The sequence below is a fragment of the Rhodococcus sp. C3V genome (genome assembly GCF_029269915.1).
Lineage (GTDB): Bacteria > Actinomycetota > Actinomycetes > Mycobacteriales > Mycobacteriaceae > Rhodococcus_F > Rhodococcus_F qingshengii.
The window spans coordinates 556,904-580,844 of sequence record NZ_JARJBE010000002.1 but is presented as its reverse complement, the minus strand read 5'-3'; the positions used below and the strand labels follow the sequence as shown (position 1 = coordinate 580,844).

22 protein-coding genes are annotated in these 23,941 nt (G+C 63.0%); 4 read left to right on the top strand and 18 right to left on the bottom strand.

Features of this window, described 5'->3' with window-relative positions:
- The first annotated feature begins 5 nt into the window (after nucleotides 1-5).
- Nucleotides 6-1,334: an L-lysine 6-transaminase gene (gene lat, locus P3G66_RS07735; RefSeq protein WP_050654889.1), complete on the top strand. Its 1,329-nt coding sequence runs from the start codon at nucleotides 6-8 to the stop codon at nucleotides 1,332-1,334.
- On the opposite strand, the gene P3G66_RS07730 is transcribed toward lat, so the two are convergent.
- The 6 genes from P3G66_RS07730 to uraD all read right to left on the bottom strand — a co-directional run bounded on the left by P3G66_RS07730 (nucleotide 1,331) and on the right by uraD (nucleotide 8,034).
- Entirely contained in the window at nucleotides 1,331-4,042 is a 2,712-nt protein-coding gene (locus P3G66_RS07730; protein ID WP_276116363.1) for a molybdopterin cofactor-binding domain-containing protein, read from the bottom strand. The two genes, lat and P3G66_RS07730, sit on opposite strands and share 4 nt — an antisense overlap.
- Nucleotides 4,039-4,848, bottom strand: coding sequence for an FAD binding domain-containing protein (locus tag P3G66_RS07725; RefSeq protein WP_276116362.1), 810 nt, complete (start codon nucleotides 4,846-4,848; stop codon nucleotides 4,039-4,041). The genes P3G66_RS07730 and P3G66_RS07725 overlap by 4 nt, the downstream gene beginning before the upstream one ends.
- A gap of 7 nt (nucleotides 4,849-4,855) precedes the next feature.
- Nucleotides 4,856-6,169, bottom strand: coding sequence for an 8-oxoguanine deaminase (locus P3G66_RS07720; protein WP_276116407.1), 1,314 nt, complete (start codon nucleotides 6,167-6,169; stop codon nucleotides 4,856-4,858).
- Nucleotides 6,170-6,222: 53 nt separating this feature from the next.
- Nucleotides 6,223-7,125, bottom strand: a complete 903-nt coding sequence (gene pucL, locus P3G66_RS07715; protein ID WP_030535035.1) for a factor-independent urate hydroxylase — start codon at nucleotides 7,123-7,125, stop codon at nucleotides 6,223-6,225.
- Nucleotides 7,126-7,189: 64 nt separating this feature from the next.
- Complete coding sequence (gene uraH, locus P3G66_RS07710; RefSeq protein WP_007727227.1) at nucleotides 7,190-7,519, bottom strand: hydroxyisourate hydrolase; 330 nt, start codon at nucleotides 7,517-7,519, stop codon at nucleotides 7,190-7,192.
- Nucleotides 7,516-8,034 carry a 2-oxo-4-hydroxy-4-carboxy-5-ureidoimidazoline decarboxylase gene (gene uraD, locus P3G66_RS07705; protein ID WP_042922194.1) on the bottom strand — a complete coding sequence of 173 codons (519 nt, stop codon included), beginning with the start codon at nucleotides 8,032-8,034 and terminating at the stop codon, nucleotides 7,516-7,518. The genes uraH and uraD overlap by 4 nt, the downstream gene beginning before the upstream one ends.
- 130 nt (nucleotides 8,035-8,164) lie before the next feature.
- On the opposite strand from uraD, the gene P3G66_RS07700 reads away from it, so the two are divergent.
- Nucleotides 8,165-8,965, top strand: a complete 801-nt coding sequence (locus P3G66_RS07700) for a tyrosine-protein phosphatase (protein WP_007727222.1) — start codon at nucleotides 8,165-8,167, stop codon at nucleotides 8,963-8,965.
- On the opposite strand, the gene P3G66_RS07695 is transcribed toward P3G66_RS07700, so the two are convergent.
- The 9 genes from P3G66_RS07695 to P3G66_RS07655 form a co-directional block, all read right to left on the bottom strand.
- Nucleotides 8,966-9,328: a VanZ family protein gene (locus tag P3G66_RS07695; protein WP_042922147.1), complete on the bottom strand. Its 363-nt coding sequence runs from the start codon at nucleotides 9,326-9,328 to the stop codon at nucleotides 8,966-8,968.
- Nucleotides 9,325-9,675 (bottom strand): hypothetical protein, encoded by a 351-nt coding sequence (locus P3G66_RS07690; protein WP_003940792.1) that lies wholly within the window; start codon nucleotides 9,673-9,675, stop codon nucleotides 9,325-9,327. The genes P3G66_RS07695 and P3G66_RS07690 overlap by 4 nt, the downstream gene beginning before the upstream one ends.
- Nucleotides 9,675-10,100, bottom strand: a complete 426-nt coding sequence (locus tag P3G66_RS07685; RefSeq protein WP_003940708.1) for a DUF1707 domain-containing protein — start codon at nucleotides 10,098-10,100, stop codon at nucleotides 9,675-9,677. Before P3G66_RS07685 ends, P3G66_RS07690 begins: the two co-directional genes overlap by 1 nt.
- Before the next feature lie 76 nt (nucleotides 10,101-10,176).
- Entirely contained in the window at nucleotides 10,177-11,979 is a 1,803-nt protein-coding gene (locus P3G66_RS07680) for an acetyl/propionyl/methylcrotonyl-CoA carboxylase subunit alpha (protein ID WP_276116361.1), read from the bottom strand.
- 138 nt (nucleotides 11,980-12,117) lie between these two features.
- Nucleotides 12,118-13,518 carry a condensation domain-containing protein gene (locus tag P3G66_RS07675; protein ID WP_003940858.1) on the bottom strand — a complete coding sequence of 467 codons (1,401 nt, stop codon included), beginning with the start codon at nucleotides 13,516-13,518 and terminating at the stop codon, nucleotides 12,118-12,120.
- Nucleotides 13,519-13,522: 4 nt separating this feature from the next.
- Nucleotides 13,523-13,939 (bottom strand): SufE family protein, encoded by a 417-nt coding sequence (locus P3G66_RS07670; RefSeq protein WP_276116360.1) that lies wholly within the window; start codon nucleotides 13,937-13,939, stop codon nucleotides 13,523-13,525.
- Nucleotides 13,936-14,841: a sulfurtransferase gene (locus P3G66_RS07665; protein WP_003940962.1), complete on the bottom strand. Its 906-nt coding sequence runs from the start codon at nucleotides 14,839-14,841 to the stop codon at nucleotides 13,936-13,938. The genes P3G66_RS07670 and P3G66_RS07665 overlap by 4 nt, the downstream gene beginning before the upstream one ends.
- Nucleotides 14,842-14,959: 118 nt before the next feature.
- Complete coding sequence (locus P3G66_RS07660; protein ID WP_276116359.1) at nucleotides 14,960-16,423, bottom strand: condensation domain-containing protein; 1,464 nt, start codon at nucleotides 16,421-16,423, stop codon at nucleotides 14,960-14,962.
- Nucleotides 16,423-17,916 carry a condensation domain-containing protein gene (locus P3G66_RS07655; RefSeq protein ID WP_276116358.1) on the bottom strand — a complete coding sequence of 498 codons (1,494 nt, stop codon included), beginning with the start codon at nucleotides 17,914-17,916 and terminating at the stop codon, nucleotides 16,423-16,425. The genes P3G66_RS07660 and P3G66_RS07655 overlap by 1 nt, the downstream gene beginning before the upstream one ends.
- A gap of 150 nt (nucleotides 17,917-18,066) precedes the next feature.
- Between P3G66_RS07655 and P3G66_RS07650 the strand changes: the two genes are divergently transcribed.
- Entirely contained in the window at nucleotides 18,067-19,764 is a 1,698-nt protein-coding gene (locus P3G66_RS07650; RefSeq protein ID WP_276116357.1) for an MFS transporter, read from the top strand.
- 61 nt (nucleotides 19,765-19,825) lie between these two features.
- Complete coding sequence (locus tag P3G66_RS07645) at nucleotides 19,826-21,124, top strand: HNH endonuclease signature motif containing protein (protein ID WP_276116356.1); 1,299 nt, start codon at nucleotides 19,826-19,828, stop codon at nucleotides 21,122-21,124.
- 109 nt (nucleotides 21,125-21,233) lie between these two features.
- On the opposite strand, the gene P3G66_RS07640 is transcribed toward P3G66_RS07645, so the two are convergent.
- From P3G66_RS07640 to P3G66_RS07630, 3 genes are read right to left on the bottom strand one after another with little or no spacing between them, the layout of a single operon-like run.
- A complete protein-coding gene (locus P3G66_RS07640) occupies nucleotides 21,234-21,875 on the bottom strand; it encodes a nucleoside triphosphate pyrophosphatase (protein WP_007731146.1) in 642 nt (213 codons plus the stop codon).
- Nucleotides 21,876-21,891: 16 nt separating this feature from the next.
- The gene (locus tag P3G66_RS07635; RefSeq protein ID WP_007731147.1) at nucleotides 21,892-22,233 is read right to left on the bottom strand and encodes an acyl-CoA carboxylase epsilon subunit; all 342 of its coding nucleotides are present in this window, start codon (nucleotides 22,231-22,233) and stop codon (nucleotides 21,892-21,894) included.
- The gene (locus P3G66_RS07630; protein ID WP_003940853.1) at nucleotides 22,230-23,870 is read right to left on the bottom strand and encodes an acyl-CoA carboxylase subunit beta; all 1,641 of its coding nucleotides are present in this window, start codon (nucleotides 23,868-23,870) and stop codon (nucleotides 22,230-22,232) included. The genes P3G66_RS07635 and P3G66_RS07630 overlap by 4 nt, the downstream gene beginning before the upstream one ends.
- Between the last annotated feature and the right edge of the window lie 71 nt (nucleotides 23,871-23,941).

Below are 23,941 nucleotides of genomic sequence, written 5' to 3'. Positions count from 1 at the left end.
CGCGTATGAGTACTGCGATGCGAGACTTCGGTGACAGTGCGCTCTTTCCGGTCTACGACGTGTTGAAGGCCAGCATCCTCGTCGACGGATTCGATCTGATTCTCGACGTCGAAGGGTCGCGGGGTTCCTATCTCCGTGACCTGCGAGACGGAACCGAGTATCTGGACATGTTCGGTTTCTTCGGCTCTTCGGCCCTGGGTATGAATCACCCTGCGATCGCAGGCGACGAGGAGTTTCAACAGGAGTTGGCTGTCGTGGCCTCCAACAAGCCGAGTAACTCCGACATCTACACCGAACCCATGGCGCGCTTCGTTGCGGCTTTCGCTCGGGTACTGGGGGATTCGGCACTCCCGCACTTGTTCTTCGTCGACGGCGGAGCCCTGGCGGTGGAAAATGCACTCAAGGTTGCCTTCGACTGGAAGAGTCGGTGGAACGAAAGCCGTGGGTTGTCAGCAGATCTGGGGACAAAGGTCCTGCACCTGACCGAGGCTTTTCACGGCCGCAGTGGCTACACGATGTCGCTCACCAACACCGAACCGGGCAAGGTCGCGCGATTCCCCAAGTTCGACTGGCCACGTATCGACTCGCCGTACCTGGCAGACGGCCGCGATGTCGAAGCTGCGGAGAGGCAAGCTCTCGATCAAGCGCGCCGAGCTTTCGCCGACAACCCCGACGACATTGCCTGTTTCATCGCCGAGCCGATCCAGGGCGAGGGCGGCGACCATCACCTCAGGCCGGAATTTCTGCAGGCGATGCAGGAGTTGTGCCACGAAAACGACGCCCTCTTCATTCTCGACGAAGTACAGACCGGTTGCGGAATCACCGGAACTGCCTGGGCCTACCAACAATTGGGTCTGAGTCCGGATGTGGTGGCGTTCGGCAAGAAAACGCAGGTGTGCGGAATCATGGCCGGCGGGCGCGTGGATGAAGTGCATGACAACGTGTTTCACGTCAGTTCTCGGATCAATTCGACGTGGGGTGGCAACCTCACCGACATGGTTCGTGCCCGGCGGATACTCGAAGTCGTCGAGCAGGACCGACTGATCGACCGCGTGCGATTCACGGGTGCGCATCTCCTTGCCCGGTTGACCGAAGTCTGCGGGCGGTACGCGGCGGCAACCGAGCCGCGCGGTCGTGGTCTGATGTGCGCGATTACGTTGGCGGACAGTGACCTTCGTGATCGCGTTGTCCAGCGACTGCGAGAAGACGAGCATGTGATGATACTGCCAACCGGGAAGAGAGGAATCAGATTCCGTCCCGCGCTGACGGTGACCACCGGTGAGTTGGACGACGCGGTCGACGCAGTCGAGCGAGTGCTCGAGCGCGAAGTCTAGGCTCTGGCCTGGAGTTCGCTCCACACTCGATCCGGTGTCATCGGTGTGGAGTACATACGCACTCCACACGCGTTGGCTATCGCGTTTGCCAACGCCGGTGCTACCGGATTGAAGGGGGCCTCACTCATCGATTTCGCGCCGAAAGGCCCGAGTTTGTCGTACGTGTCGGCAAACAGTACTTCGGTGATCGGCAAATCTCCGATCTGTGGAACGTGGTAATTGCGTAGCTGAGGATTGATCACTCGGCCTTCTTCGATGACGATTTCCTCCGACAGTGCAGCGCCGAGGGCCTGTCCCACACCGCCTTCCACCTGCCCTCGCAGTTGTGCCGGGTTCATGACGGTGCCGGCATCGGCGGCCTGAACCGACTGCAGGATCTTCACCCGGCCGGTATCCGTGTCGACGGCAACGCGAAAGCCGTGAACGTTGAACGAGACCGAGCGCGGTGTTCCGTCGTGGCGACCGTCAGCGGCGAGCGGGCCACCTTCGAGTAGCGTCGCGAAATCGAGGCAACCGTGGGACGTTTCGACCCCGCCCGGCGAAAGATCGTCGATCTGCGCGCCGCGGCCACTCAATCGCACCGCACGGGTCAGTATTCGCTCGCGAAGGCGCTCGCAGGCGATCAGGAGCGCCTTGCCGGCGACCACCGTTCCCGTCGACCCGAATGCTCCGGTGTCGTATCCGCCGGCATCGGTGTCGGATTGAACAATCGTGATGCGATCGACTGTCGTCCGCAATTCGGTGGCCGCGATCTGTTGGTGAATCGTAGTGGTTCCGTTGCCGAACTCAGCGGTGCCGATGTTCACGACGTACCGACCGTCGGCCTCGAGCGCGACGGTGGTGTCGGAGAAGTGACCACGCGGCGGGATCGTCGCGATCATGGCAATTGCCATGCCCCGACCGATCTGCCAACGCGACCCTGCCGGTGCAGCCTCTCCGCGTCCGCTCGACAGTGCACTGTCGACGAGGTCGATGCACTGGTCCAGTCCGTAGCTGCCGAATTCGAGATCACCGTCCTCGACGTGCCAGTCGACAAAATCGTCTCCGGGTACGACGACGTTTCGCCGCCGAAACTCGAAGGGGTCCATGCCGAGACGATCAGCGAGCTGATCCATGGCCGATTCGACGGCGAAGATGATCTGGCCGAGCCCGTAACCACGGAAGGCGCCGGACGGAACGTTGTTCGTGTAGACCGCTTCGGCGTCGACGCGTTTGGTTGCAGCGCGATAGACCGCCATGGATTCGGCGCAACCGTGGAACATGACTCCGATCGAATGGTTCCCGTACGCCCCGGCGTCGGAAAGGACGTCGATGGCCAGTGCAGTGAGAGTTCCGTCGGCATCGGCGCCGGCGCGAACCGAAACTCGCATCGGGTGCCGTGACGGTGCGATGGTGAACTGATCGCTGCGGCTGAACTCGTAAGCAACGGGCCTACCCGTTCGCAGGACGGCGAGTGCGACCAGATCTTCGGTGAGTAGTTCCTGCTTCCCGCCGAAGCCTCCACCGACCCGCTTGGCGAACACCCGGATTCGGCTGCGATCGAGATCGAAGATGTGCGCCAATTCGTCCCGAACCAGAAACGGCACCTGTGTGCTGCTTCTGATGACGAGACGGCCGTCCTCGTCGAGCCACCCCACTGCGCCGTGAGTTTCCAAGGCCACGTGCTGGACTCGCGCAGTTTTCCACGTACCTTCGACGACTGCAGTGGCATCCGCGAGCGCACGGTCCAGATCGCCGACACCATCGTGAAGCGCGGCAACCACGTTGCGAGGGACTTCTGCGATCCGCGAGCTCTCGTCCTTGTCGCCGTGCAGGAGTGGAGCGCCGGGGGAACGCGCCAGATCTGGTTCGAATACCGCGTCGCGTACCTCGTAGTCGACTTCGATCAGCGAGAGTGCACGTTCCGCCTGCGTCGGGGATTCGGCGATGACCGCGGCTACGCGCTGGCCGCGGAAACGGAGGGTGCTGTCGAACACGCGCGTGTCGTCCGGATCGTCGTTGCGGTCCTCGTGCCGGGCGGTCGAGAACAGCACGTCCGGACTGTCATGAAAAGTGAGGACCGCAGCGACGCCCGGCGCCGCTTCGGCTGCTGCCGTGTCTATCCGCGTTATGTGTGCGTGTGCGTGCGGACTGCCGAGTACTGCGACGTGAAGCAGGTCGACCGGCTTCTCACCCGGGGAGAAGTCCATGGTGTACTGCTCGGTTCCCGTGACGATGCGCGCGGACGCCGGTGCTGCGATCGAACGCCCCTGAGCCCCGCCTATTTTGGCAGTCTCCGTATTGGATGTACCGGCGAGAGCGTCACGAATGGACCGATAACCGGTGCAGCGGCACAGGTTACCTTTCATCGAGCACGCGAGATCGGATTTTTGCTCGACCGACAACGCTGATGCGGTGACTACCATTCCCGCTGTACAGAAACCACATTGGAATCCGCCCGCGTCCACGAATGCCTGTTGAATGGGGTGAAGTTTCTCCGGTGTTCCGAGACCGGAGGCGGTGACGACGTCGCGGCCGTCGATGCGATGGGCGGGAAATATGCACGAATGGGTGGGGTGTCCGTCGACCAGCACCGAGCAGGCGCCGCAGTCTCCGGCATCGCACCCCTTCTTGACGGAGTTCGCTCCGTGCTCGCGGAGGAAAGTTCGCAGGCACTGTCCTGGGCGGGGCTGGTCGTCGCGCGGAACTCCGTCCACCGAGTACTTCATTCCAGTTCACCTCGGATTTCTTCGGCAAGAAGCTCGGTCATCGCCTTCCGCCACGGCGCAGTTCCATGGGCATCGGTGAAGTAGGCGTCTTCCGGAATCCTGCTGCGCAACGCATCCGCAAGTGCTGTGGCGTCGGGGAGTTCGTCGAATTTCAGAGCGTACGGACGGCGGGTCGCGGCGGTGATCGCCAGCGTGAAACCGTCGGCGCCGCAGCGTCCGGCCACGGCTACGGCCGATCGCCCGAGTGACGTCTGAGCCAGCTTTCGCATCGCGGTACGTGCAGTCAATGCATGCACGGGAATCCGGATACTGCGGATGATCTCGCCGGACCTGAGTACGTTTCGAGAATCGTCGATAACGAAATCGACTACGGGGAACGAGTATTCGGTACCGTCCGGACGCCAGATCGTCAGTTCGGCATCGAGAGCGGTACACAGAGTCGTCATCGCTCCGGCCGGGAAGGAGAGCGCGATGTTGCCGCCGACTGTCGCGTATCGCAACACCTTCCACGATGCGAGCAGTGCGTCAGCGCAGTGTTGGAACAGCGCTGCGGCGCGCCAGGATGCGGGAAGTTCGGCGCGGCACAGTTCCTCGATGGTGCAGGTGGCCGCGATCTCGAGACCGAGATCGCCGACCGCCACAGCTTCCCAGTCGAAGCCCGCAAGGTCGACAAGGGTGGTCAGGTGCGGCTGCGGTTCCGAGTACAGCCAGGTGCCGCCACCGATGAACCCGATGCCGGGTGACGCACAGGGGAGTTCGGCGCGGGTCCGCGGCACCAGAACTTCGTCGACGCTGTGCAGGTCCATCGCGACCTCAAGCCTTTCCGAGTAGATCGCGGTGTGCGCGTGCGACATCCGAGGCCACGACGTCCTCGTCGACGGTGGTGACTCGTCCGTCGGCAACTACGATTCGCCCGTTGACGAGCAGTAACTTCAGCGGGGGAGTCGAGCCGAGTACGAGCGCCGCCACCGGATCGGTGATGCCGGCATGCGCGACGGTGTCGAGTTTCCACACCGCCAGGTCGGCAAGTTTTCCGACCTCGATCGATCCGATTTCGCCCTCGCGGCCCAGAACTCGTGCGCCGGCGATCGTTCCCAATTCCAAGGCTTTTCGCACCGTCATCGTCTGCGGTCCGCCCTTCGCGCGAGCAAACAGAAGTGCATGACGAGACTCCTCGATCAGGCTGCAAGCTTCATTGCTCGCCGCGCCGTCCACGCCGAGCCCCACGGTGACCCCGCCGTTCACCAGATCGGCGGCACGGGCGATACCGGCTCCCAGGCGCGCGTTGGAGGTCGGGCAGTGCGCCGCCGCAGTTCCGGTTCGCGCCATCGTCTCGATACCGGCGTCGTCGAGATGGACTGCGTGGGCGTACCAGACGTCCGGGCCCACCCAGCCGACTCGTTCCATGTATTCGACCGGCGTGCAACCGAAATGCTCGCGGCAGAATCTCTCCTCGTCCAGTGTCTCGGCCAGATGCGTGTGCATGCGCACGCCGTTTTCGCGGGCCAGCGTCGCGGACTCGCGGAGCAATGCCTCCGTCACCGAGAAGGGTGAGCAGGGAGCTACCGCGATCTGCAGCATCGATCCGGGATTCGGGTCGTGCCAACGGTCGATCACCGACTGCGTGCCGGTCAGGATGTCATCGAGTTTTTCCACGACGTGATCCGGTGGCAGGCCGCCGGAACTCTGGCCGAGATCCATCGACCCACGACACGGGTGGAATCGAAGGCCGACCTGCGCAGCAGCGGTGATCTCGGCCTCGAAAACGTCGCCGGCGTCGCGGGGAACGACGTAGTGGTGGTCGGTGGTGGTCGTACATCCGGTTTTCGCCAACCACGTGAGGCCGCCGGTGGCCGCCACGTGGACGGCGTCGGCGTCGATACCCGCCCAGACGGGGTACAGGGTGGTCAGCCACTCGAAAAGCGTCGAGTCCGCGGCCAGGCCTCGGGTGATCCATTGGTAGAGATGATGATGTGTGTTGACCAGACCCGGCGTGATCAGGCAACCACTCCCGTCGATCACTTGCGCACCCGGGTATTCGGGTGGCGTTCCGGTGCCGACGTCTTCGATCTTGTTGCCCGAGATCGCCACATAGCCGTCGGAGTACTCGGAGCGGTCGCCGTCCATCGTGACCACATGAGCGCCCGCCACGACGAGTGTTGCCCCGAGAGCTGATTCGGTCACGACAACCAACCGGCGTAGGTGGTCCACGACGGTCCCGCGTCTGGTGCGTCGGATCGGCTGACCGCAGCTTGGATCAGGCCGTACGGACGATCCGCAGCGTGGAACACCTCGTTGTCGTTCTCCACTCCGAAGCGGCCGAGTGCATATTCGAAATGATGCTTGTTGGGTGCGGACAGTCGAACCTCCGCGATGATCGGGAATTCCTCGAGGATTGCCTTGCCGATGTGGAAGAGCGTCTGCTGCAGGGCAAGTGAATGTACCTGTGCGAACTGCTTGACGATCTGTGCCTTGATGCCCGCGTAGACCGATTCCCAGTCGACGTCGGTGGTGACGAATCGCCACTGGGCGACCAACGTCGTCGCCATGACGCGGTCGTCGGTCGGCTCGAGAACGGTGTACGGATCTTCGAGAAAACCCGAGAACTCACTACCGGTCGATTTGAGGATCACGAGGTCCTTCAGGCCGCCGATCACCCATGTCCCGGTATCGGCGATGGTGATCGACGCCGTCCGAACTTCCTGACCCTTCCGAATCCAGGTGTAGTCGTGCTCGCTGCCGTCGACAATCGCACGCTCCCAGGCGTATTCCTCGATCTCGATCCGCGCGCCACTGACCGGTTCGATGTCGTCGACGAAATGACGGGCGAGTTCGAGTCCGTACGTCTCGATCGAGATCAGACCCTTTTCCTTGGCGTAGGAGTAGGCCGTTTGTTTCTGCGTGTCGGTCGGCAGAACCTTCGATTGATCACCGGTGAGGTACGCGTCGGCGAAATCTCCACGCAGGCAGGTGGAGACGTTGATGTCGTGAATTTCGTGACGGGGGGTGTCTCGATAGATTCGGACTACTCGATTTTCCGCTTTGCCGTACTGGTGACCCGATAGTTCGATCGATCCGCTCAACCGTTCGGTGTTCGTACTGCCGGTTGTGATGTTGCCGGTCGTGATGTTTTCGGTAGTCACGTGTTCAGCTCCCGCGATAGGTGGAATAGGCAAAGGGAGACAGCAACAGTGGGACGTGATAGCCCCGTGCCGTGTCGTCCACCCGGAAGGTCACTGTCACTTCCGGGTAGAAGTTTTCTTGTCCGTTGGTCTCGAAATACGTTCCGGTGTCGAAAGTCAGGGTGTAGTGACCGGCGGTCAGGCCACCGGGAGCAAGTTCGGGGATGCGGCCGTCGGAGTCGGTCTCCGCAGTGGTGACGGAGGCGCCGTCTCGATCACGAAGTTCGACGCGAATCCCCGCCGCGGGGTTGCCCGTCGTCGCGTCGAGAACGTGCGTGCTGAGGGTCTTGCTCATGCTGTGCCTCCGGCGAGTGCATCGATCAGACGGGCGAGTCTGATCCGATTGATGGCGGCCAATTCGGTTCGAAGCACGGAACGCTCGGTCGCCGGGTCGTTTCGGAGACGACCTCGAAGGATGTCGAGGAGCTCCGTTCCAGATTTCCCCGACGCGCAGACCAGGTAAACATGGCCGAATGTCTCTTCGTACTCGGCGTTCTTCCGTCGAAGTTCCGCGAGTACGTCTTCTGTCGCCGACGAGACTCCCGACTGTTCACGGGTAGAGGACGCGCTCTCGCTTCGCTCACCGATTCGTGGGTGGCCGGAGAGAGCGTCGTCGATCTCGGACTCGGGAAGCTCGGCCAGCACCGCATCTGCTTTGTCGAACAGAGCTTCCAGATCGGCGAACGGGCGAGACGAGGCGATTTCCTGTGCCCACACGGCGGAATGGCAACACTCGAGCAGCGCCGCGACTGCCTGGTGGTCACCGAGCGCATCGAAGGCTCCGAGACCACTGGAATTCGTTGTAGGCATGTCCACAGGATTACTTGAGCATGTTACGGATCTGTAGCGCAGCAATTACGGGAGATGATGTGTCTCGATCTTATTTCTCCGGCTGCTCTTCCCCGATCACGGTTTCTCGGCGACCGATACATTCTCAGGTATGACCGATACTCCGAAGCTGTCTTCCGTCGTACCGTCCCTGGCGAACCTCCGAGACATCGGTGGCCCCGAATCGAGCTTCGGTGGCACCGTCCGCACCGGGAGCGTGTTTCGTTCCACCGATCTGGCATCGCTCAGTGCGGACGGCGCACAGACCCTCGCCGATCTGGGCATCGTCACGATCTACGATCTGCGCACCGAATCCGAACGCGAGACGGCACCGGATCTGACGCCGGACGGTATCCGAGAAATCGGCCTGGACGTATTGGCGGACAAGCAGTATCGCGCCATTCCGGCTCAGATGCAGCAGATGATCGCCGACCCGGCGTTTGCTGCCGAAGCGTTGGGCAGCGGCCAGGCGCTCGAGTACTTTCAGGGAAGTTACCGCGATTTCGTGACCTTGCCGAGTGCGGTCGCGTCGTACCGGCAACTGTTCGTCGACTTGGCGCAGCCGCCCAGCTCGCCGGCACTCATTCACTGCACCACGGGCAAGGATCGCACGGGTTGGGCAGCGGCCGCGTTACTGCTGTTCCTGGGTGCCTCCGAGGACGCGGTCTTCGCGGACTACCTCGAAACCAACAAGATTTTGTTGCCGATGTTCGCGCCGCTCCTCGAGCGATTCGAGGCCAAGGGGATCGACCCGACCCTGCTCGAGGGTGTCCTCGGTGTCAGGCGCGAGTACCTGGAGGCGTCGATGGCAGAGCTCGCGCAGGTACACGGATCCATCGAGGCCTACTTCACCGACGGCTTGAAGATCGACGCGTCGACCCAGGACCAATTGCGGAGCAACCTGCTCAGCTGATCAGGACCTGCTCGGCTCGTCTCGGCGGGAAGTTCGTCGCCTCGTCACGAGGCTGACGATACCGATCCCGATGGCGATGCCGAGCAGGTCGGCGCTGCCGTCCCAGATCGAACCGGAACGCGAAATGGGCAGCGCTGCTTGAAGAACCTCGGACGTCGCGGCAAAGATCAACAACCAAACAGCCGTGAGCCACACCGGGATCCGCGCGTGCAACGAGGTGATCGCCAATACCGCGAACATCAGCGTGTGAGTGATCTTGTCGGTGTTCTCCGGGCTCGAGGGCACGGTGGAACCCGGGGAGAAGAGCATGATCAGGGCAATGACCACGGCGATCGCCAACGGCCAGTATCGGTTGTTCTTCAATTCGTCTGCCCCTCGACGACGACGAGTCCGAGTGCACCTTCGGCGAATCTGGTGACGGCGTCGGCGGCCGTCGTGAGCGCCTCGGTGTGCCCGTCGCGGGCCCAGCCGGTGAGCAGGGCGGTGGAGTCGAGAGGCGTCAGAACGACCTCGGCGAGAAGCTCACCGGTGTTGGGTTGGCACACTGCCCAGGAGTAGACGCTGTTTTCGTGCCACTGAGCGCTTCGCTGACTCACGTAATCGGGGTCGGTGATACCACCATCGGCAAGGGCGGGGCGGTCGTCCACACGCTCGTCTGCGCGTAGTGCGCGTAGATACCAGCCGCCTGCGTTGATCTCGATCGGCTCCATCAGTCGGAGTCCCGCTCGCGGCGGCGCTTGGCTTTGCGTTCCCGGTCGGTACCGAACAGCAGTGCACCGGCCAGGGGAATCGCGAGGAACCACAACCAGGTACCGGTGACGAAGAACAGGATCACCGCGAGAATCGGGACGACGGCCATGACGCGACCGGACCAGTCGGGGTTGAAGCCTCGCTCCGCCGGCGCGTCGGGAGGCGTCACCATCGACAGGGGAGCGGTGCCGGGGGCTTGGTAGTTGCCCGGAAGATCGGCGAACACCGGAACGAGTTCACTGCGAGTTGTTGCGGCACTGACGATTCCGCTTCTCTCGTCGAACTCGGTGACGGTGAGGCGGCCTGCGGCGAAGTGCTCGCTCAGGAGATCGAGTGCCTGCTCGCGTTCTGCAGTGCCGATGCGAATGTCGGGGACGTCAGCCATCGTTACAGCCTACTCAAACGACTGTGCGCCTTTCCGGTAGTGGGGACTACCGGAAAGGCGCACGGGGCCGGAGGCCCTACTTCAGTTCTGCGAGAACCGTTCCCTGCGTGATTGCTGCACCCGGCTCGACGGACAGTCCGGTGACGACACCGGCCTTGTGCGCGTTGACGGGGTTTTCCATCTTCATGGCTTCGAGAACGGCGATCAGATCGCCTTCTGCGACTTCCTGGCCTTCGGTCACTGCAACCTTGACGACGGTGCCCTGCATCGGAGCCGTGACAGCGTCACCCGATGCTGCACCTCCGCCGGCGCCGCCGCGCTTGCGCGCCTTCGGCTTCTTGCGGATCGCACCGGAGGCAGCGCCGCCGCCGTTGCCGAGCGAGAACTGGCCCGGGAGGGAAACCTCGACGCGACGTCCACCGACCTCGACGACGACGTTCTGACGCGGCAGAGCCTCGTCCTCGTCCTCGTCGTCGACGGGAGCACCGGCGCCTGCGTACGGCTCGATGGGGTTGACCCAGTCGGTTTCGATCCACTTGGTGTAGATGTCGAACTTCTCGCCGTCACCGATGAACGCCGGGTTCTCGACGATGTGGCGGTGGAACGGGAGAACGGTCGCGAGGCCGTCGATCTCGAACTCGGCCAGAGCGCGCGATGCCCGCTGGAGGGCTTCTTCGCGGGTGGCGCCGGTGACGATGAGCTTGGCGAGCATGGAGTCGAACTGTCCGCCGATGACGTCGCCGGCAACAACACCGGAATCGACGCGAACGCCGGGGCCCGTGGGCTCACGGTAGACGGAGACCGGGCCGGGGGCAGGCATGAAGCCGCGGCCGGCGTCTTCGCCGTTGATGCGGAACTCGAAGGAGTGTCCACGCGGGGTGGGATCTTCCTTGATGGAGAGTTCTTCGCCGTTGGCGATGAGGAACTGCTGACGCACGAGGTCGATGCCCGCGGTCTCTTCCGTGACGGGGTGCTCGACCTGCAGGCGGGTGTTGACCTCGAGGAAGGAGATGGTGTCGCCCTGAACCAGGTACTCGACCGTTCCGGCGCCGTAGTAGCCGGCTTCCTTGCAGATGGCCTTGGCGGATGCGTGGATGCGTGCGCGCTGGTCGTCCGTCAGGAAGGGAGCGGGAGCCTCTTCGACGAGTTTCTGGAAGCGACGCTGCAGCGAGCAGTCGCGGGTACCGGCGACGACGACGTTGCCGTGCTGGTCGGCGATGACCTGAGCCTCGACGTGGCGGGCCTTGTCCAGGTACTGCTCGACGAAGCACTCGCCGCGACCGAAGGCTGCGATGGCCTCACGGGTGGCCGACTCGAACAGCTCGGGGATTTCCTCGATGGTCTGGGCGACCTTCATGCCGCGTCCACCGCCACCGAAGGCAGCCTTGATCGCAACCGGGACGCCGTATTCCTTGGCGAATGCGACGACCTCGTCGGCGCCCTTGACGGGATCCTTGGTGCCGGCTGCCATCGGTGCCTTCGCGCGTTCTGCGATGTGGCGCGCCGTGACCTTGTCGCCGAGGTCGCGGATGGACTGCGGCGACGGACCGATCCAGATGAGGTTCGCGTCGATGACTGCCTGGGCGAAGTCGGCGTTCTCGGAGAGGAAACCGTAGCCGGGGTGGATGGCGTCGGCGCCGGACTTCTTGGCTGCGTCGAGGATCTTGTCGAACACGAGGTAGGACTCGGCGGACGTCTGTCCACCGAGGGCAAATGCCTCGTCTGCGAGCTTCACGAACTGCGCGTCTGCATCGGGCTCGGCGTAAACGGCAACGCTGCCGTAGCCGGCATCCTTGGCCGCCCGGATGACCCGTACCGCGATTTCACCGCGGTTCGCGACAAGCACCTTCGTAATGTGCGCGCTGGCATGACTGGGCACTGAGCCTCCTGTGGTTCGCATAGTCTGTCTCCGCGGTGTATTCCTCTGGGATTTCACCATCGGGGGATTGGCATCACTTCGGAGTGTATGCATCGCTTCGGCGCTGGTTGTAACCGGATCGCTAAAGCCCACTCCGGCTTAGGAAACGGTTTCGAAAACTACCGATGAGTAGCTGTCGGAGGTGGCGGCGTCCGGTTCGGTGACGATTTCTTCGATGGTCCGGCGCAGTGCGGCCACGTAGGCGTGAACCGCGGCGTTCGCCGTCTCGTTGCCTGGGTACCTGACCGCGAGGTTGAGTCCCTGGGGTGTGCGGTTGATCCAGATGTAGACGTCGTGCGTATATGCCTTGCTTCGAAGTGCTCTGGCGTTCCATTCGGGCCACTGTGCGGCTTCGGGCACGAAGCGAACGTCCATGTAGGACACGACGAATCGCGGTCGGATCGGGGTTTCGAGGTGCTCACCGATCCGATCGAACGGGACAGCTGCGGCAGGCTTGACCGAAGCGATGGATTCGGCGGCGCGTGTCGCGAGGTCGCCGAACGAACAGTCTGATCCAACGGCGAACTCGACCGGGCACAGTCCGACGAACCAGCCGAGCGCGCCCGCCCACTCCTGAGCGCTGCGGGTGTGAACCGGCGTCACGACCTCGAATCGATCGGATCCCGCGACTTCGCGACCTACAGCGGCAAGTCCGCCGAGAAGTCCGGCGAAGTACCCCACGCCGGTGGCTGCACACGTCGAACTGAAGGCCTTGGACTGGTCGGCGTCGAGCAGCCAGGTCGACAGGCCGTTCTGAGAATCGGTTCCACGGTCACCGATCGGTAGCGGGAACTGGGGTAGACCATCCGTGCCGAGAGCCTTTCGCCAGATCTCGACCGCAGCCTTCTCGGCTTCCATGTCGGCCATCTGCTCGCGTTCGACGGCACCGAAATCGACGTAGCTGCCCACCGGAAACAGATTTGCAGCACTACCGGTCGAGGCCTCGCGGTACAGAGCAGCGATCTCGTGAGCGACCAGCACGATCGAGAACCCGTCGATGATCGAGTGGTCCGCCGCGAAGAACACGGTGAACGGACCGTCGCCACCGCGGGGCGTCAACGTCGCGAAGACGTACGACGGCCAACTGTGCGGGGACGCGTAATCGTCGAACAGGCGGTGAAGGTGGTCGAAGTTGTCCTGGCTGGACGCGTCGTAGCCGTGGCTGACGACCCCGATGTCGATTCCGCCGAGCGGGACCGTGTGCCGGGTGATCTCGCCGCTCGAGGGCTCGAGGACGGTATGCGAGCGCAGAACTTCGTGACGGTCGATCCACCGGCCGAGAGCGACTCGGAACGCATCGACGTCGAGCGGGCCGGAAATCTCGAAAGCTGTTCCCAGCCAAGACTTGTCGCCTGCGCCTGCAGCGGAACGGTTGAGATGTGCCTCGTGAATGTAGGAGACGGGCCGCGGATCCGGAACCCAGGGCCCGGTTGCGCACGGCAACCATTCGACGAGTGCGCCGGCCGGAATCGCATAGTCGGCCAGTTCGGTGAACTCCATGTTTTCAGCCCCGCAAGTGCCGCTTGATGCGCGCGAGCATGGCCGACATTCCGCGCAGACGGAGCGGGCTCACGGCTTCTGCGAGACCGAGCGCCGAATAGAAGTCGTCGGGTACACCGAGGATCTCGTCGGCGCTGTGGCCGTCGAGCCCCTGCGCGAGGATCGATGCGAAACCACGCGTCGTGGGAGCCTCGGGGGGAGCGCTGAAGTACAGACGGACGTTGTCGCGATCCGAATCGTCGACCGAGAGGAAGAGCGGCGACTGACATTCGGGGACCGGCTCCATCGCGCTCTGCTCGAGCTCCGCCGGCAACGGCGGCAGCTCTCGGCTGAACTCGAGAAGAAGGGTGAGCTTGTCCGAGCCGCCGACGGCCGCGAAGTCGTCGACGATCTCGGCCAGAGCCGAAGGAAGAGCGCTCATGACGCCGATACGGAGGAAGGAACGGCTCCGGGCTCTTCGCCCTGGACGATCGGGACGCGCACGGCATTGCCCCACTCGGTCCATGAACCGTCGTAGTTACGAACGTTCGGGTAGCCGAGAAGATGAGTCAACACGAACCAGGTGTGACTGGAACGCTCACCGATGCGGCAGTACGCGACGATGTTGTCGTCGGCCGACAGGTCGCCGTAGATCTCGCCGAGTTCGGTACGGGTGCGGAAGCGGCTGTCCGGTGCCGCTGCCTTCGCCCACGGGATGCTGAGCGCGCTGGGAATGTGGCCACCACGCAACGCACCCTCTTCGGGGTAGTCGGGCATGTGGGTGCGCTCGCCGGTGTACTCCTGCGGAGATCGCACGTCGATGAGCGGCCCGTCGCCCAAGTGCGCGAGAACGTCGTCCTTGAATGCGCGGATGGGAGCGTCGTTGCGCTCGACGACCGGGTAATCCGTTGACGTGATGTCGGGAACGTCGAAAGCGGTGTCGCGGTTCTCGGCGATCCACGCATCGCGGCCACCGTCGAGAAGACGGACGTCCTCGTGGCCGAACAGAGTGAAGACCCACAGTGCGTAGGCCGCCCACCAGTTGCTCTTGTCGCCGTAGATGACCACGGTGTCGTCGCGGCCGATGCCCTTGCGGTTCATCAACTCTGCGAACTTCGCACCGTCGATGTAGTCGCGGGTGACCGGATCGTTGAGGTCGAGATGCCAGTCGATCTTCACGGCTCCGGGGATGTGGCCGACGTCGTACAACAACACGTCTTCGTCGGATTCGACAACCTTGAGGCCCGGCGCACCGAGATTCGCCGAGAGCCATTCCGTCGAGACCAACCGGTCGGGATGCGCGAACTCGGCAAACGCGGTTGAGGGATCGGGGGCAACGGGCACGGGCGTACTCCTGAAGACGAATCGTTCGGTTCGAACACGGACTTGATCGATTCTATGCGCTGTGCGCAAGGTGAGACGCCCGGAAGCAGGTTCTGCCTGCTCGTGCCCGTTACCGACCCTAAATCCTCGGTGTTCCTGCTCCGACGCTCGAATCTCTCAATTGTTCGGTGACACTTCCGATCGGCGTCACGCCCCGGGCGCAGACTTCCCTCAGAATCCGGTCGAGTTCGGTGAGGAAATTCACCATGGTCTCGTTTGCCGTCTGGGTGTCGGGAAAGCGTGAACGCAGCGAGAGACCACGGTTCGTTCGCGAAATCCAGAACTGGGCATCGTCGGCGACCGTCACATTGCTGATGTGATGGGCGTTGAGGAGATCATGATCGTCTGTGCCGGGTAGTTTGCGGTAATCGATGTACGACACCATGAAGACGTCGGTGCGCGTGCGTCGAATCTTGTCGCCCAAAGCATCTCGAACCTGGGCCATGGTGACGCCCTCGAGCGTCAACGCAACTCGGAACGACGCGTGCGTATGTGCAAGGGATGCACCGAAATCCGCATCGGGAGTGATCTGGACCGTGATCGGCGCGCTCGTGGTGAGCCAGCCGATCGCGTCGGCCCAACGTGGATCTTTGCGGATGTGAAGCGGAAATTGCAGCGGAAGCGTCGACTGCCCGGTGTACGAGTGGACGGAAAGTCCCATCGCAGTGAGGATTCCGGTGAACACGCTACCGCCGGCGGATAGGCAGATCTCGTCGAACGTCGCCGTCAGCTCCTCGTCGAGCAGCACGCGCACATCGGCGCCCTGCGGCGCGGGCTTTCCGCCCTCGACGCCGAGATCCAAGGGGAAACTCGGTGATGTGCCACCGCAGATCTCGTAGAACCTTGCCCACTCGCGGATTCGAGGGTCGTTGTCGACTGGAAGCAGAGCGTCTGCCTCCAGTTCGCAGTACCGCACGAAACTTCCCGGGTCACCCAGTCGGCTCATCACTGCGTCGACGGCCTCGTGGTCGGTCAGATCGGGTAGGGCGATCAGTCCCTCGTAGATCTGTCGCAGTTCCCCGAGAGCGATGACCAACGAGTAGCCGTCGACGAGTGTGTGATCGAACGCGCTCAGGACCGTGTAGTGCTCTTCGCGTTCGACCGTGGCAAACGTGTATGCAGGGAAGGTCAGTGGATCGCATACCGTCGTGAATCGCTTCTTGAGATGCGCTCGGAGGTCTTCGGTCGAATCGAATTTCAGAGGTTCCGAAGTCTCGATGTGTGTGCCGTCGGGATCGAGTCCCATTCGGGTGGTGGTGAACTCGCCCACCTCGAATCCTGTGTGCAGAGTGTCATGGCGACTGATGAACAGGCGCAGCGCGAGATCGAGTGCAGGCCGATTCAGTTCTCCGGGAAGGTCGAATGCGGCTGCCATCCACACACTCCGGCCCATGCCGTGTGTTCGCGCAGTCTCGAGGTGAAAATGCTGGTTGTACGACGGTGGTACTTCCGACTCGGTGACGGCGCCGTCCGCGGGCTGGAGCGACCATTCGGTGACGATTCCGGGCTCGAGTCCGTATCGATCGATCGAGGTGACATGCATCAGGCCGCTCCCTCTGGTGCCGCGAACGAGTAGTCGCCTTGAGCTGCAACAGTTTTGATGATCTTGGAGACGTGCTCGGCGAAGCGGGTGGCCGATTCGTGGGCAATGGGGGTGTCGGGGTGAGACACGGCGATCCAGGTTCCGGTGTGCATCCGGTTGATCCACATCGACGCGATCTGAGTCTCTTTGCCGCCGACGATTCCCGTTGCCTTCGTCTCGGCATAACTGTACGGATCCGGCATGCGGCGGCCGTCGATGTACGAGACGATCGGCGGCGGGGTGAGCGTCCTCGACAGTCCGCCGGGTGCGGAATCCGACTCGGCCAAGCTCGACAGAACCAGATCGATGACCTGCTGCACAGAGACATCGAGGAGTGCCTTGCCGTCGTGGTACCCCTGCTGCCCGAGCTTTGCCAACTCGGTGAAGCGTCGCTTGTCGTCGACGTCGATGCCGACCGGGATCAGGTTGATGTACCAGCCCTGCGCAAACGAGTCGGCCTCGGTTCGTGTGCTGACCGGCGAGAGGGCGATGTACTTGTCGCGTCCGGCGAGTTCGAATTCCGCAATCGCGAGCGCGGTGAACATTCCGCCGATGAAGTTGGCGCCGTTGGCTTTACAAACCGCACCGAACTTCTCGCACTCGATGTCGTCGGCCAGGTCGAAGCGTGAACCGATAGCCGGTTTGGGCGCGTCTTCGGCCCCGAGCGGGAGCGGAAATCCGGGGAACGAGCCGCCGCTGCGCATGAGGTAACCGAGCCACTGGTGCACTTCGGGTGACTGCATCGTCAGTTCGGTTGTTCGTGCGCGCTCGACGCGACCGAACTGTGCGTAACTTCCGGCCGGCCCGAGCTCGGGATGCGATCCGGTCGTTTCCGCGGCGTAGAGCTGACGCAATTCTGCGTACATCAGCACCATCGAGTTCATGTCCGAATGGGCGTGGTCGACTGCATGGAACAGGGTGAAGCTCGGATCGGCTTCGAGGTCGGCATGGTGGTGCTCGACGGCACCGAACACGAAGGCCGGCCACTGCAGCGCGCTGGTTTCGGTGGCGAACTTGGTCGCGACGAGCGCGCGGATCGCCTCGGATTCGGAGACGTCGTCGCCGACGCGGTACTCGAGTTCGATGCTTTCGACCGGCACCACGTGTCGACGGACCTCGAACGAGGTGTCCGCAGCGTCGGTGGTTGCTTCGTCGAACGAGAACCAGCTGTGCAGCGTGTCGTGGCGACGGATGTAGCGCTGAAGGGCTCGCGTCATGGCGTCGCGGTCCAGTGTTCCTGCAAAATCGAAGGCGATACCGATCCACGGAGACTGCGGATCGCCCTTCTCCGCGGTGACGCGGGCGCGTCGCAGGTGGCGATCCTGCATCGTGGTCGGGGGTAGTTCTCGGTCGATCTCGGCTTCGGCGGCTCGTTGAGCGGAAGCATGCGTGACGCCCCATTCGATTACCCGCCCAGGAAGCGGGTGCCAATGGGTGATCAAGTTCAGATCCATCGAGTAGAACTCCTGCGTGTGTCGTCGAGAAGCCTGCTCTGAAAATGGGCAGACGACGAACTATCCCATCTGGGGGACTGAATTGTCCGAAATACTACAATCTAAACAAGAACAGGTTCTAGAAGCGTTGTGTTCGATTAGGATCATTCGGTGCTTCCGGACCCTTTAGGTGACGCTGTCGGCGCCGACCACAAGGGCGGGCGGCGAGCTGGTTCTCTGACGCCCTGGCTCGGGTTGGCGACGAGTCTGGCGGCGGCATTCATGCAATTGCTCGACGCGACCATCGTCAACGTCGCGCTTCCGAGTATCGCCGTCGATCTTCAAGCAGGCGTATCGGCGCAGTTGCTCATGGTCAGCGTGTACATCCTGGCTTTCGCGTGTTCGTTGATCACTGCAGCGCGGCTGGGGGACCTGTTCGGCCGTAGAGTTGTTTTTCTGACCGCCTTGTCCGTATTCGTGGTTGCCTCGTTGCTGTGCGGGCTCGCGCAGAGCGCGACGATGTTGATCGTCTTCCGGGGTCTGCAAGGATTGGCGGCCGGTTCGATGTCCGCCCAGACGTTCGCCATCATCTCGGGTCTGTTTCCGAAGGCCAGGCATCCGCGAGTCTTCGGGATCTACGGTGCGACCATCGGGCTCGCAACGGTCAGCGGGCCTCTGATCGGCGGGCTGCTGATCGAGTGGAATCTGTTCGACTGGGGCTGGCGCCTGATCTTCTTCGTCAACATCCCGATCGGCATCGCCGCCTTGATTCTCGGATATTTCCATCTCGTCGATGCTCGCGCTGAGCATGTGCGCTCACTGGACCTCATCGGCGCCGCACTGTCATCACTGGCGCTGTTCCTGCTGATCCTTCCCCTGGCCGAGGGAAGGGCGCGCGGATGGCCCACAGGTCTTGTCGTAATGCTCGCGATGTCGGCGCCGGTGGCAGTGGCGTTTGTGCTCTACGAATCGCGTTTGGCGAAACGAGGCGGCGATCCGGTCCTTCGTCTCGAGCTTTTCCGCGACCGAGCCTTCACAATCGGCGCGGTTCTTGCGTTCGTTTTCTTCGGAACTCTGACTTCCTTGATCTTCACCATCAGTCTCACCCTTCAGTTCGGCTTCGGGTTCTCCGCATTGCGAGCGGGCGTCATGACGCTGCCGTGGGCCGTCGGAATGGGCGTGGCGGCGGTTCTCTCATCGGCGGTGTACCGGATGCTCGGAAACCGTGTTCTGATCCTGGGGATGGTCGTCTTTGCCGGCTCGCTGATCGCGCTGTCGATCATCCTCGAACGCGAAGGAACCGATCCACGCTGGCTCGCGCTCGCCGGTCCGCTGCTTCTCGGGGGCGCAGGTCTCGGACTGTTCGTGGCACCACTGCAAACCGCGATCCTTGCGACGGTCGAACCCGCGCACGCGGGTTCGGTGTCGGGACTGCTTCCTACCGTTCAGCAGGTTGGCAGCTCCATCGGACTGGCCTTGATCGGAGTGGTGTTCTTCTCGCTCGTCGCGGGGCAAGCTCCGCAAGCAGTGCAGGGGGAGCGGCCCGAGTACGTTGCGAACCTTGAAGCTGCCGGCGTTGGTCCCGGCCTGATCGACATCGCCGAAAAGTCCTTTGTCGATTGCGCGACAAGCCAATTGGCATCCGGAACACCGATGGAGGTGGCGCCGGAATGTCGCCGGGACGGCTCCGCCGGTGCCGGGGGTCAATCCGTTCAGGTGGCAGTTGATGCCGCGTACGCATCGACTCGCGCGGCGGCCGGCGAAGCATTTCTCGAAGCGCAGCGCCGTGTGCTCGCGATCATCGCAGCAATTGCGCTCGGTATCGGATTGGCGTCGACTGCTCTGCCGCGGGTCAATTCGCCGGTCTGAAAATTGCCCTTGACTCGAACAGGTGTTCGAGTACCCTGTATGCAGGGGATCGGGGGATTCAATGAGTGTCTTGTTGTCGGACGTGGTGTCTGGTTCTGCGGTGGGGTTACGCGGACGTCTGTGGCAGTTGTCTGCTGCTGAGTTACGTGCGGCTGCGGTGTCGGCGAGCGCGGAGATTCTTCGTCTCGAGGCTGTGCGGGTGGCAGTGGTCGACGAACTCTCGATGCGCCCGGATGATCAGGTGATCGCCAGTCGCGGGGTGGGTGCGTGGTTGGCGGCTAACACGATGTTGCAGGTTCGGGACGGGAAGAAGATCGCCGCGTTGGGTGCAGCTTTGCGGCCGTTTCCGGCGGTGGCTGCTCGGTTCGATTGCGGGGATTGTTCGTTCGATCATGCCGTGTTGATCGTGGCGTTCTGTGAATCACCACCGAAGGGCATGCCGGAGGAGGCGCTACCGAAGTGCATCGATCTGTTGTTGGCGGCTGCGTCGGGGGTGGAGGCGACGACGACGAAAGTGCGGAACGTGATCGCGACGTTGGAGCGGTTGTTCGAATCGGATGAGATTCCGCCCGCCGAGGATGTGGATCTCAATGAGTTGCGGATCGCGTCGACGCTCAATGGCCGGGTGGTGGTGCGTGGGGATTTCGACGCCCTGACCGGTGAAATGTTGTTGTCGGCGTTGTCGAATTTGACGATGCCGACCCCAGCACCGGATGGGACGCCCGATGCTCGGTCGGCGGCGAAACGGACGGCGGACGGGTTCACCGAACTGATCCGCCGTTACCTGGACTGCGCCAAAACAGGCACAGACGGTGGTCAACGTCCGCATGTGAACGTGCACATCAATGCTCGTGATTTGGCGGAGCATCGGGACTGCGCCGCCGCACCCTCCGATGGTGAAGAGTCTCCGTCTGATCTCGATGTCGGGCACATGCCGTGGCTGGGGCCGCTGTCGGTGTCGCAGACCAGGCTTCTCGGGTGTGATTGTTTCCTCTCCACCGTCCTGCTCGACGATCACGGCGCGCCGTTGGATGCGAAACCCGGGAAACGGGTGGTCACCGCGGAGCAGCGAGTGGCGTTGATCGCCCGAGACAAAGGCTGCGCGTTCCCCGGCTGCACGTGTGTACCGGCGTGGACTGATGCGCACCATATCCGGCACTGGGCGAACGGTGGCCCGACTGTGATGAGCAACCTGGTCCTGCTGTGCCGTTCGCATCATCGGTTGATGCACCGCAAATCCGGGTTCGTCGGGAAGTGGGAGATTCGGATCGGTGTCGACAACAAGCCGTGGTTCATTCCGCCGCCCTCGATCGACCCGCAGCAGCACCCGCGGCCGGCCAACACCACCTTCAAAACCTGAAGGGTCAAACCTTTTCGGTGACAACAAAAACGACCAGCTTCGCATCGGCATGGACCCGATGCGGGGCTGGTCAGTGGTGCTTGGAGAAAACGTGCTTGGAGAAAACGCGTCAGAAGATGCTCTGCGTGCGCCAGAGATCCGAGACGGAAACCCCGACACGCTCGAGAAGTGTTCGTACCAAAGGTAATCCGATACCGATGACACTCGAGGGATCACCCTCGATTCTCTCCACGAACCAGCCGCCGAGACTGTCGAGCGTGAATGCTCCGGCAACTTGGAGCGGCTCGCCCGTTGCCAGGTATGCCTCGAGATCTTCGGTGGACGGTTGCGCGAAATGAACCACTGTTGCGCTGTGATCCGAGGCCATGCGAACGATGCGGCCGTCGGCGACGCGCAGGACACAGTGCCCGGTCAAGAGAGTGGCGCTGCGTCCGGCCATTGCGGCCCATCGCTTTCGGGCGATATCGACGCTGCCCGGCTTGCCTTGAAGTTGCCCGTCGATCAGGAGCATCGAATCGCACCCGACAACGACTACGTCGGTGAGATTGTCGGCGGCGAGGCCGGGGACGATCTCGGCGGCCTTGGCCTCCGCCAGCACCGTCACGACTTTTTCGGGGGCGGCGTCGGGGCCGAGGTTGTCGGCGATCTTGTCCTCGTCGACACCGGAGACACGCACAAGCGGCGAAACCCCGGCCGCCCGCAGAACTGCGAGGCGAGCCGGGGACGCTGAAGCTAGAACCAGTTGAGTCACGTCAGCAGAGTGATCGTCAGCTGCGACGGATCGCGGGGTTCAGGTACGCGTACGGCGAGAACGGCGCACGCGTGCGGTGGAACTGAGTCGGATCGCCCCAGGTCTCCGCGGGAACGTTCGACTCGGGAGCTTGACCGCTGCCGGCAGCCGCGGCAAGCACGCTGACCAGTGCCGCGATCTCGACGTCGGTGGGCGAACCCTTGACGATCTTGATGACCGACGCGTCGGAGGTCGACGTCTCGGTCAGCTCCGTGAGCGAAGCATCCGTCGCGGTTCCCTCGACGACCGCACCGTTGGTCGGTGCAGTCTCCGCCAGTGCGACATCTTCGCTGAGAATGTCCTCGGTGGTTGCGGTCATAGGGGAATGTTCCCATGCTTCTTGGGCGGAAGGGAAACGGCCTTGCGCTCTAGCAGTCGCAATGCGGAAACGATTTGTCCGCGGGTGTGCGACGGAGGAATGACAGCGTCGACGTATCCGCGCTCAGCGGCGACGTACGGGTTGACGAGTGTGTCCTCGTACTCGTTCTGCAGCTTGAGGCGCAATGCATCGACGTCTTCGCCGTTCTTCGCGGCTTCGAGAAGCTGCTTGCGGTAGACGAATCCGACTGCTCCGGATGCACCCATGACGGCGATCTGAGCGGTCGGCCATGCCAGGTTCACGTCGGCGCCCATGTGCTTGGAGCCCATGACGTCGTACGCTCCGCCGTACGCCTTGCGGGTGATGACCGTGATTTTGCCGACCGTTGCCTCGCCGTACGCGTAGAGGAGCTTCGCGCCGCGACGGATGATGCCGTTGTATTCCTGCTCGGTTCCGGGGAGAAAACCGGGAACGTCGACGAGGGTGATGATCGGGACGTTGAACGCGTCGCAGGTACGCACGAAGCGAGCGGCCTTCTCCGAGGCGTCGATGTCGAGGCAGCCCGCGAACTGGGTGGGCTGGTTGGCGACGATGCCGACCGAGCGTCCGTCGACGCGACCGAAACCGACGATGATGTTCATCGCGCGCTCGGCCTGGACCTCGAGGAACTCGTCGTCGTCGAGGATGCGACGAATGACCTCGTGCATGTCGTACGGCTGGTTGGCCGAGTCCGGGATGAGGGTGTCGAGTTCGATGTCCTCAGCGGTCAGGCTGTCTTCGATCGAACCGACGATCGGGTCGGTGATCTCGCCGCGGGGAGCTGCTGCCTGGTTGTTGGACGGCAGGTAGCTGAGCAGGTCCTTGACGTAGTCGAGTGCGTCCTGCTCGCCGGAAGCGACGTAGTGGGCGACGCCGGACTTGACCATGTGGGTGCGAGCACCACCGAGGTCTTCCATCGTGACGTCTTCACCGGTGACTGTCTTGATGACGTCGGGGCCGGTGACGAACATCTGGGAAGTCTCGTCGACCATCACGACGAAGTCGGTCAGTGCGGGGGAGTAGACGTGGCCGCCGGCGGCGGGTCCCATGATCAGTGAGATCTGGGGGATGACACCCGAGGCCTGGACGTTGCGGTGGAAGATCTCGCCGTAGAGGCCGAGCGAGACGACGCCTTCCTGAATGCGCGCGCCTGCACCTTCGTTGATGCCGACGAGGGGCCGTCCGGTGCGGATCGCGAGGTCCATGACCTTGACGATCTTCTCACCGTAGATTTCGCCGAGCGATCCGCCGAAAACGGTGGCGTCCTGTGAGAAGACACAGACGTCGCGGCCGTCGATGGTGCCGTAACCGGTGACGACGCCGTCGCCGACCGGGCGGTTGTCAGCGAGACCGAAGTTCACACTTCGGTGCCGTGCCAGTGCGTCGAGTTCGACGAAGGAGCCCTCGTCGAGGAGGGCGGTGATGCGCTCGCGGGCGGTCAGCTTGCCTTTGGCGTGCACCTTGTCGATGGCGGCTTCGCCGCTCGGTGCCTGCGCCTGGGCTTGGCGATTCCGCAGGTCCGCGAGCTTTCCCGCGGTCGTGTGGATATCGGGTGCGGCCGCCGCCTCCGGCGCGTTCGGCTCTTGGACAGTGGTCATGGACGTGAGCTTAACGAGAGTGCGTGGGGGGCTTCGAAGGCAGGTCCGATTGTCGCTGTCTTGCAGGCTCA

What these genes read in the sequence shown, in the direction of transcription:
- P3G66_RS07660 (WP_276116359.1), bottom strand. Translation starts at nt 16,423, where the DNA reads ATGCATGTCACCTCGATCGATCGATACGGACTCGAGCCCGGAATCGTC.
- P3G66_RS07670 (WP_276116360.1), bottom strand. Translation starts at nt 13,939, where the DNA reads ATGAGCGCTCTTCCTTCGGCTCTGGCCGAGATCGTCGACGACTTCGCG.
- uraH (WP_007727227.1), bottom strand. Translation starts at nt 7,519, where the DNA reads ATGAGCAAGACCCTCAGCACGCACGTTCTCGACGCGACGACGGGCAAC.
- P3G66_RS07730 (WP_276116363.1), bottom strand. Translation starts at nt 4,042, where the DNA reads ATGAAGTACTCGGTGGACGGAGTTCCGCGCGACGACCAGCCCCGCCCA.
- P3G66_RS07675 (WP_003940858.1), bottom strand. Translation starts at nt 13,518, where the DNA reads ATGGAGTTCACCGAACTGGCCGACTATGCGATTCCGGCCGGCGCACTC.
- P3G66_RS07645 (WP_276116356.1), top strand. Translation starts at nt 19,826, where the DNA reads ATGAGTGTCTTGTTGTCGGACGTGGTGTCTGGTTCTGCGGTGGGGTTA.
- P3G66_RS07700 (WP_007727222.1), top strand. Translation starts at nt 8,165, where the DNA reads ATGACCGATACTCCGAAGCTGTCTTCCGTCGTACCGTCCCTGGCGAAC.
- P3G66_RS07635 (WP_007731147.1), bottom strand. Translation starts at nt 22,233, where the DNA reads ATGACCGCAACCACCGAGGACATTCTCAGCGAAGATGTCGCACTGGCG.
- uraD (WP_042922194.1), bottom strand. Translation starts at nt 8,034, where the DNA reads ATGCCTACAACGAATTCCAGTGGTCTCGGAGCCTTCGATGCGCTCGGT.
- P3G66_RS07725 (WP_276116362.1), bottom strand. Translation starts at nt 4,848, where the DNA reads ATGGACCTGCACAGCGTCGACGAAGTTCTGGTGCCGCGGACCCGCGCC.
- P3G66_RS07690 (WP_003940792.1), bottom strand. Translation starts at nt 9,675, where the DNA reads ATGGAGCCGATCGAGATCAACGCAGGCGGCTGGTATCTACGCGCACTA.
- lat (WP_050654889.1), top strand. Translation starts at nt 6, where the DNA reads ATGAGTACTGCGATGCGAGACTTCGGTGACAGTGCGCTCTTTCCGGTC.
- P3G66_RS07630 (WP_003940853.1), bottom strand. Translation starts at nt 23,870, where the DNA reads ATGACCACTGTCCAAGAGCCGAACGCGCCGGAGGCGGCGGCCGCACCC.
- P3G66_RS07655 (WP_276116358.1), bottom strand. Translation starts at nt 17,916, where the DNA reads ATGGATCTGAACTTGATCACCCATTGGCACCCGCTTCCTGGGCGGGTA.
- P3G66_RS07685 (WP_003940708.1), bottom strand. Translation starts at nt 10,100, where the DNA reads ATGGCTGACGTCCCCGACATTCGCATCGGCACTGCAGAACGCGAGCAG.
- P3G66_RS07720 (WP_276116407.1), bottom strand. Translation starts at nt 6,169, where the DNA reads ATGGACGGCGACCGCTCCGAGTACTCCGACGGCTATGTGGCGATCTCG.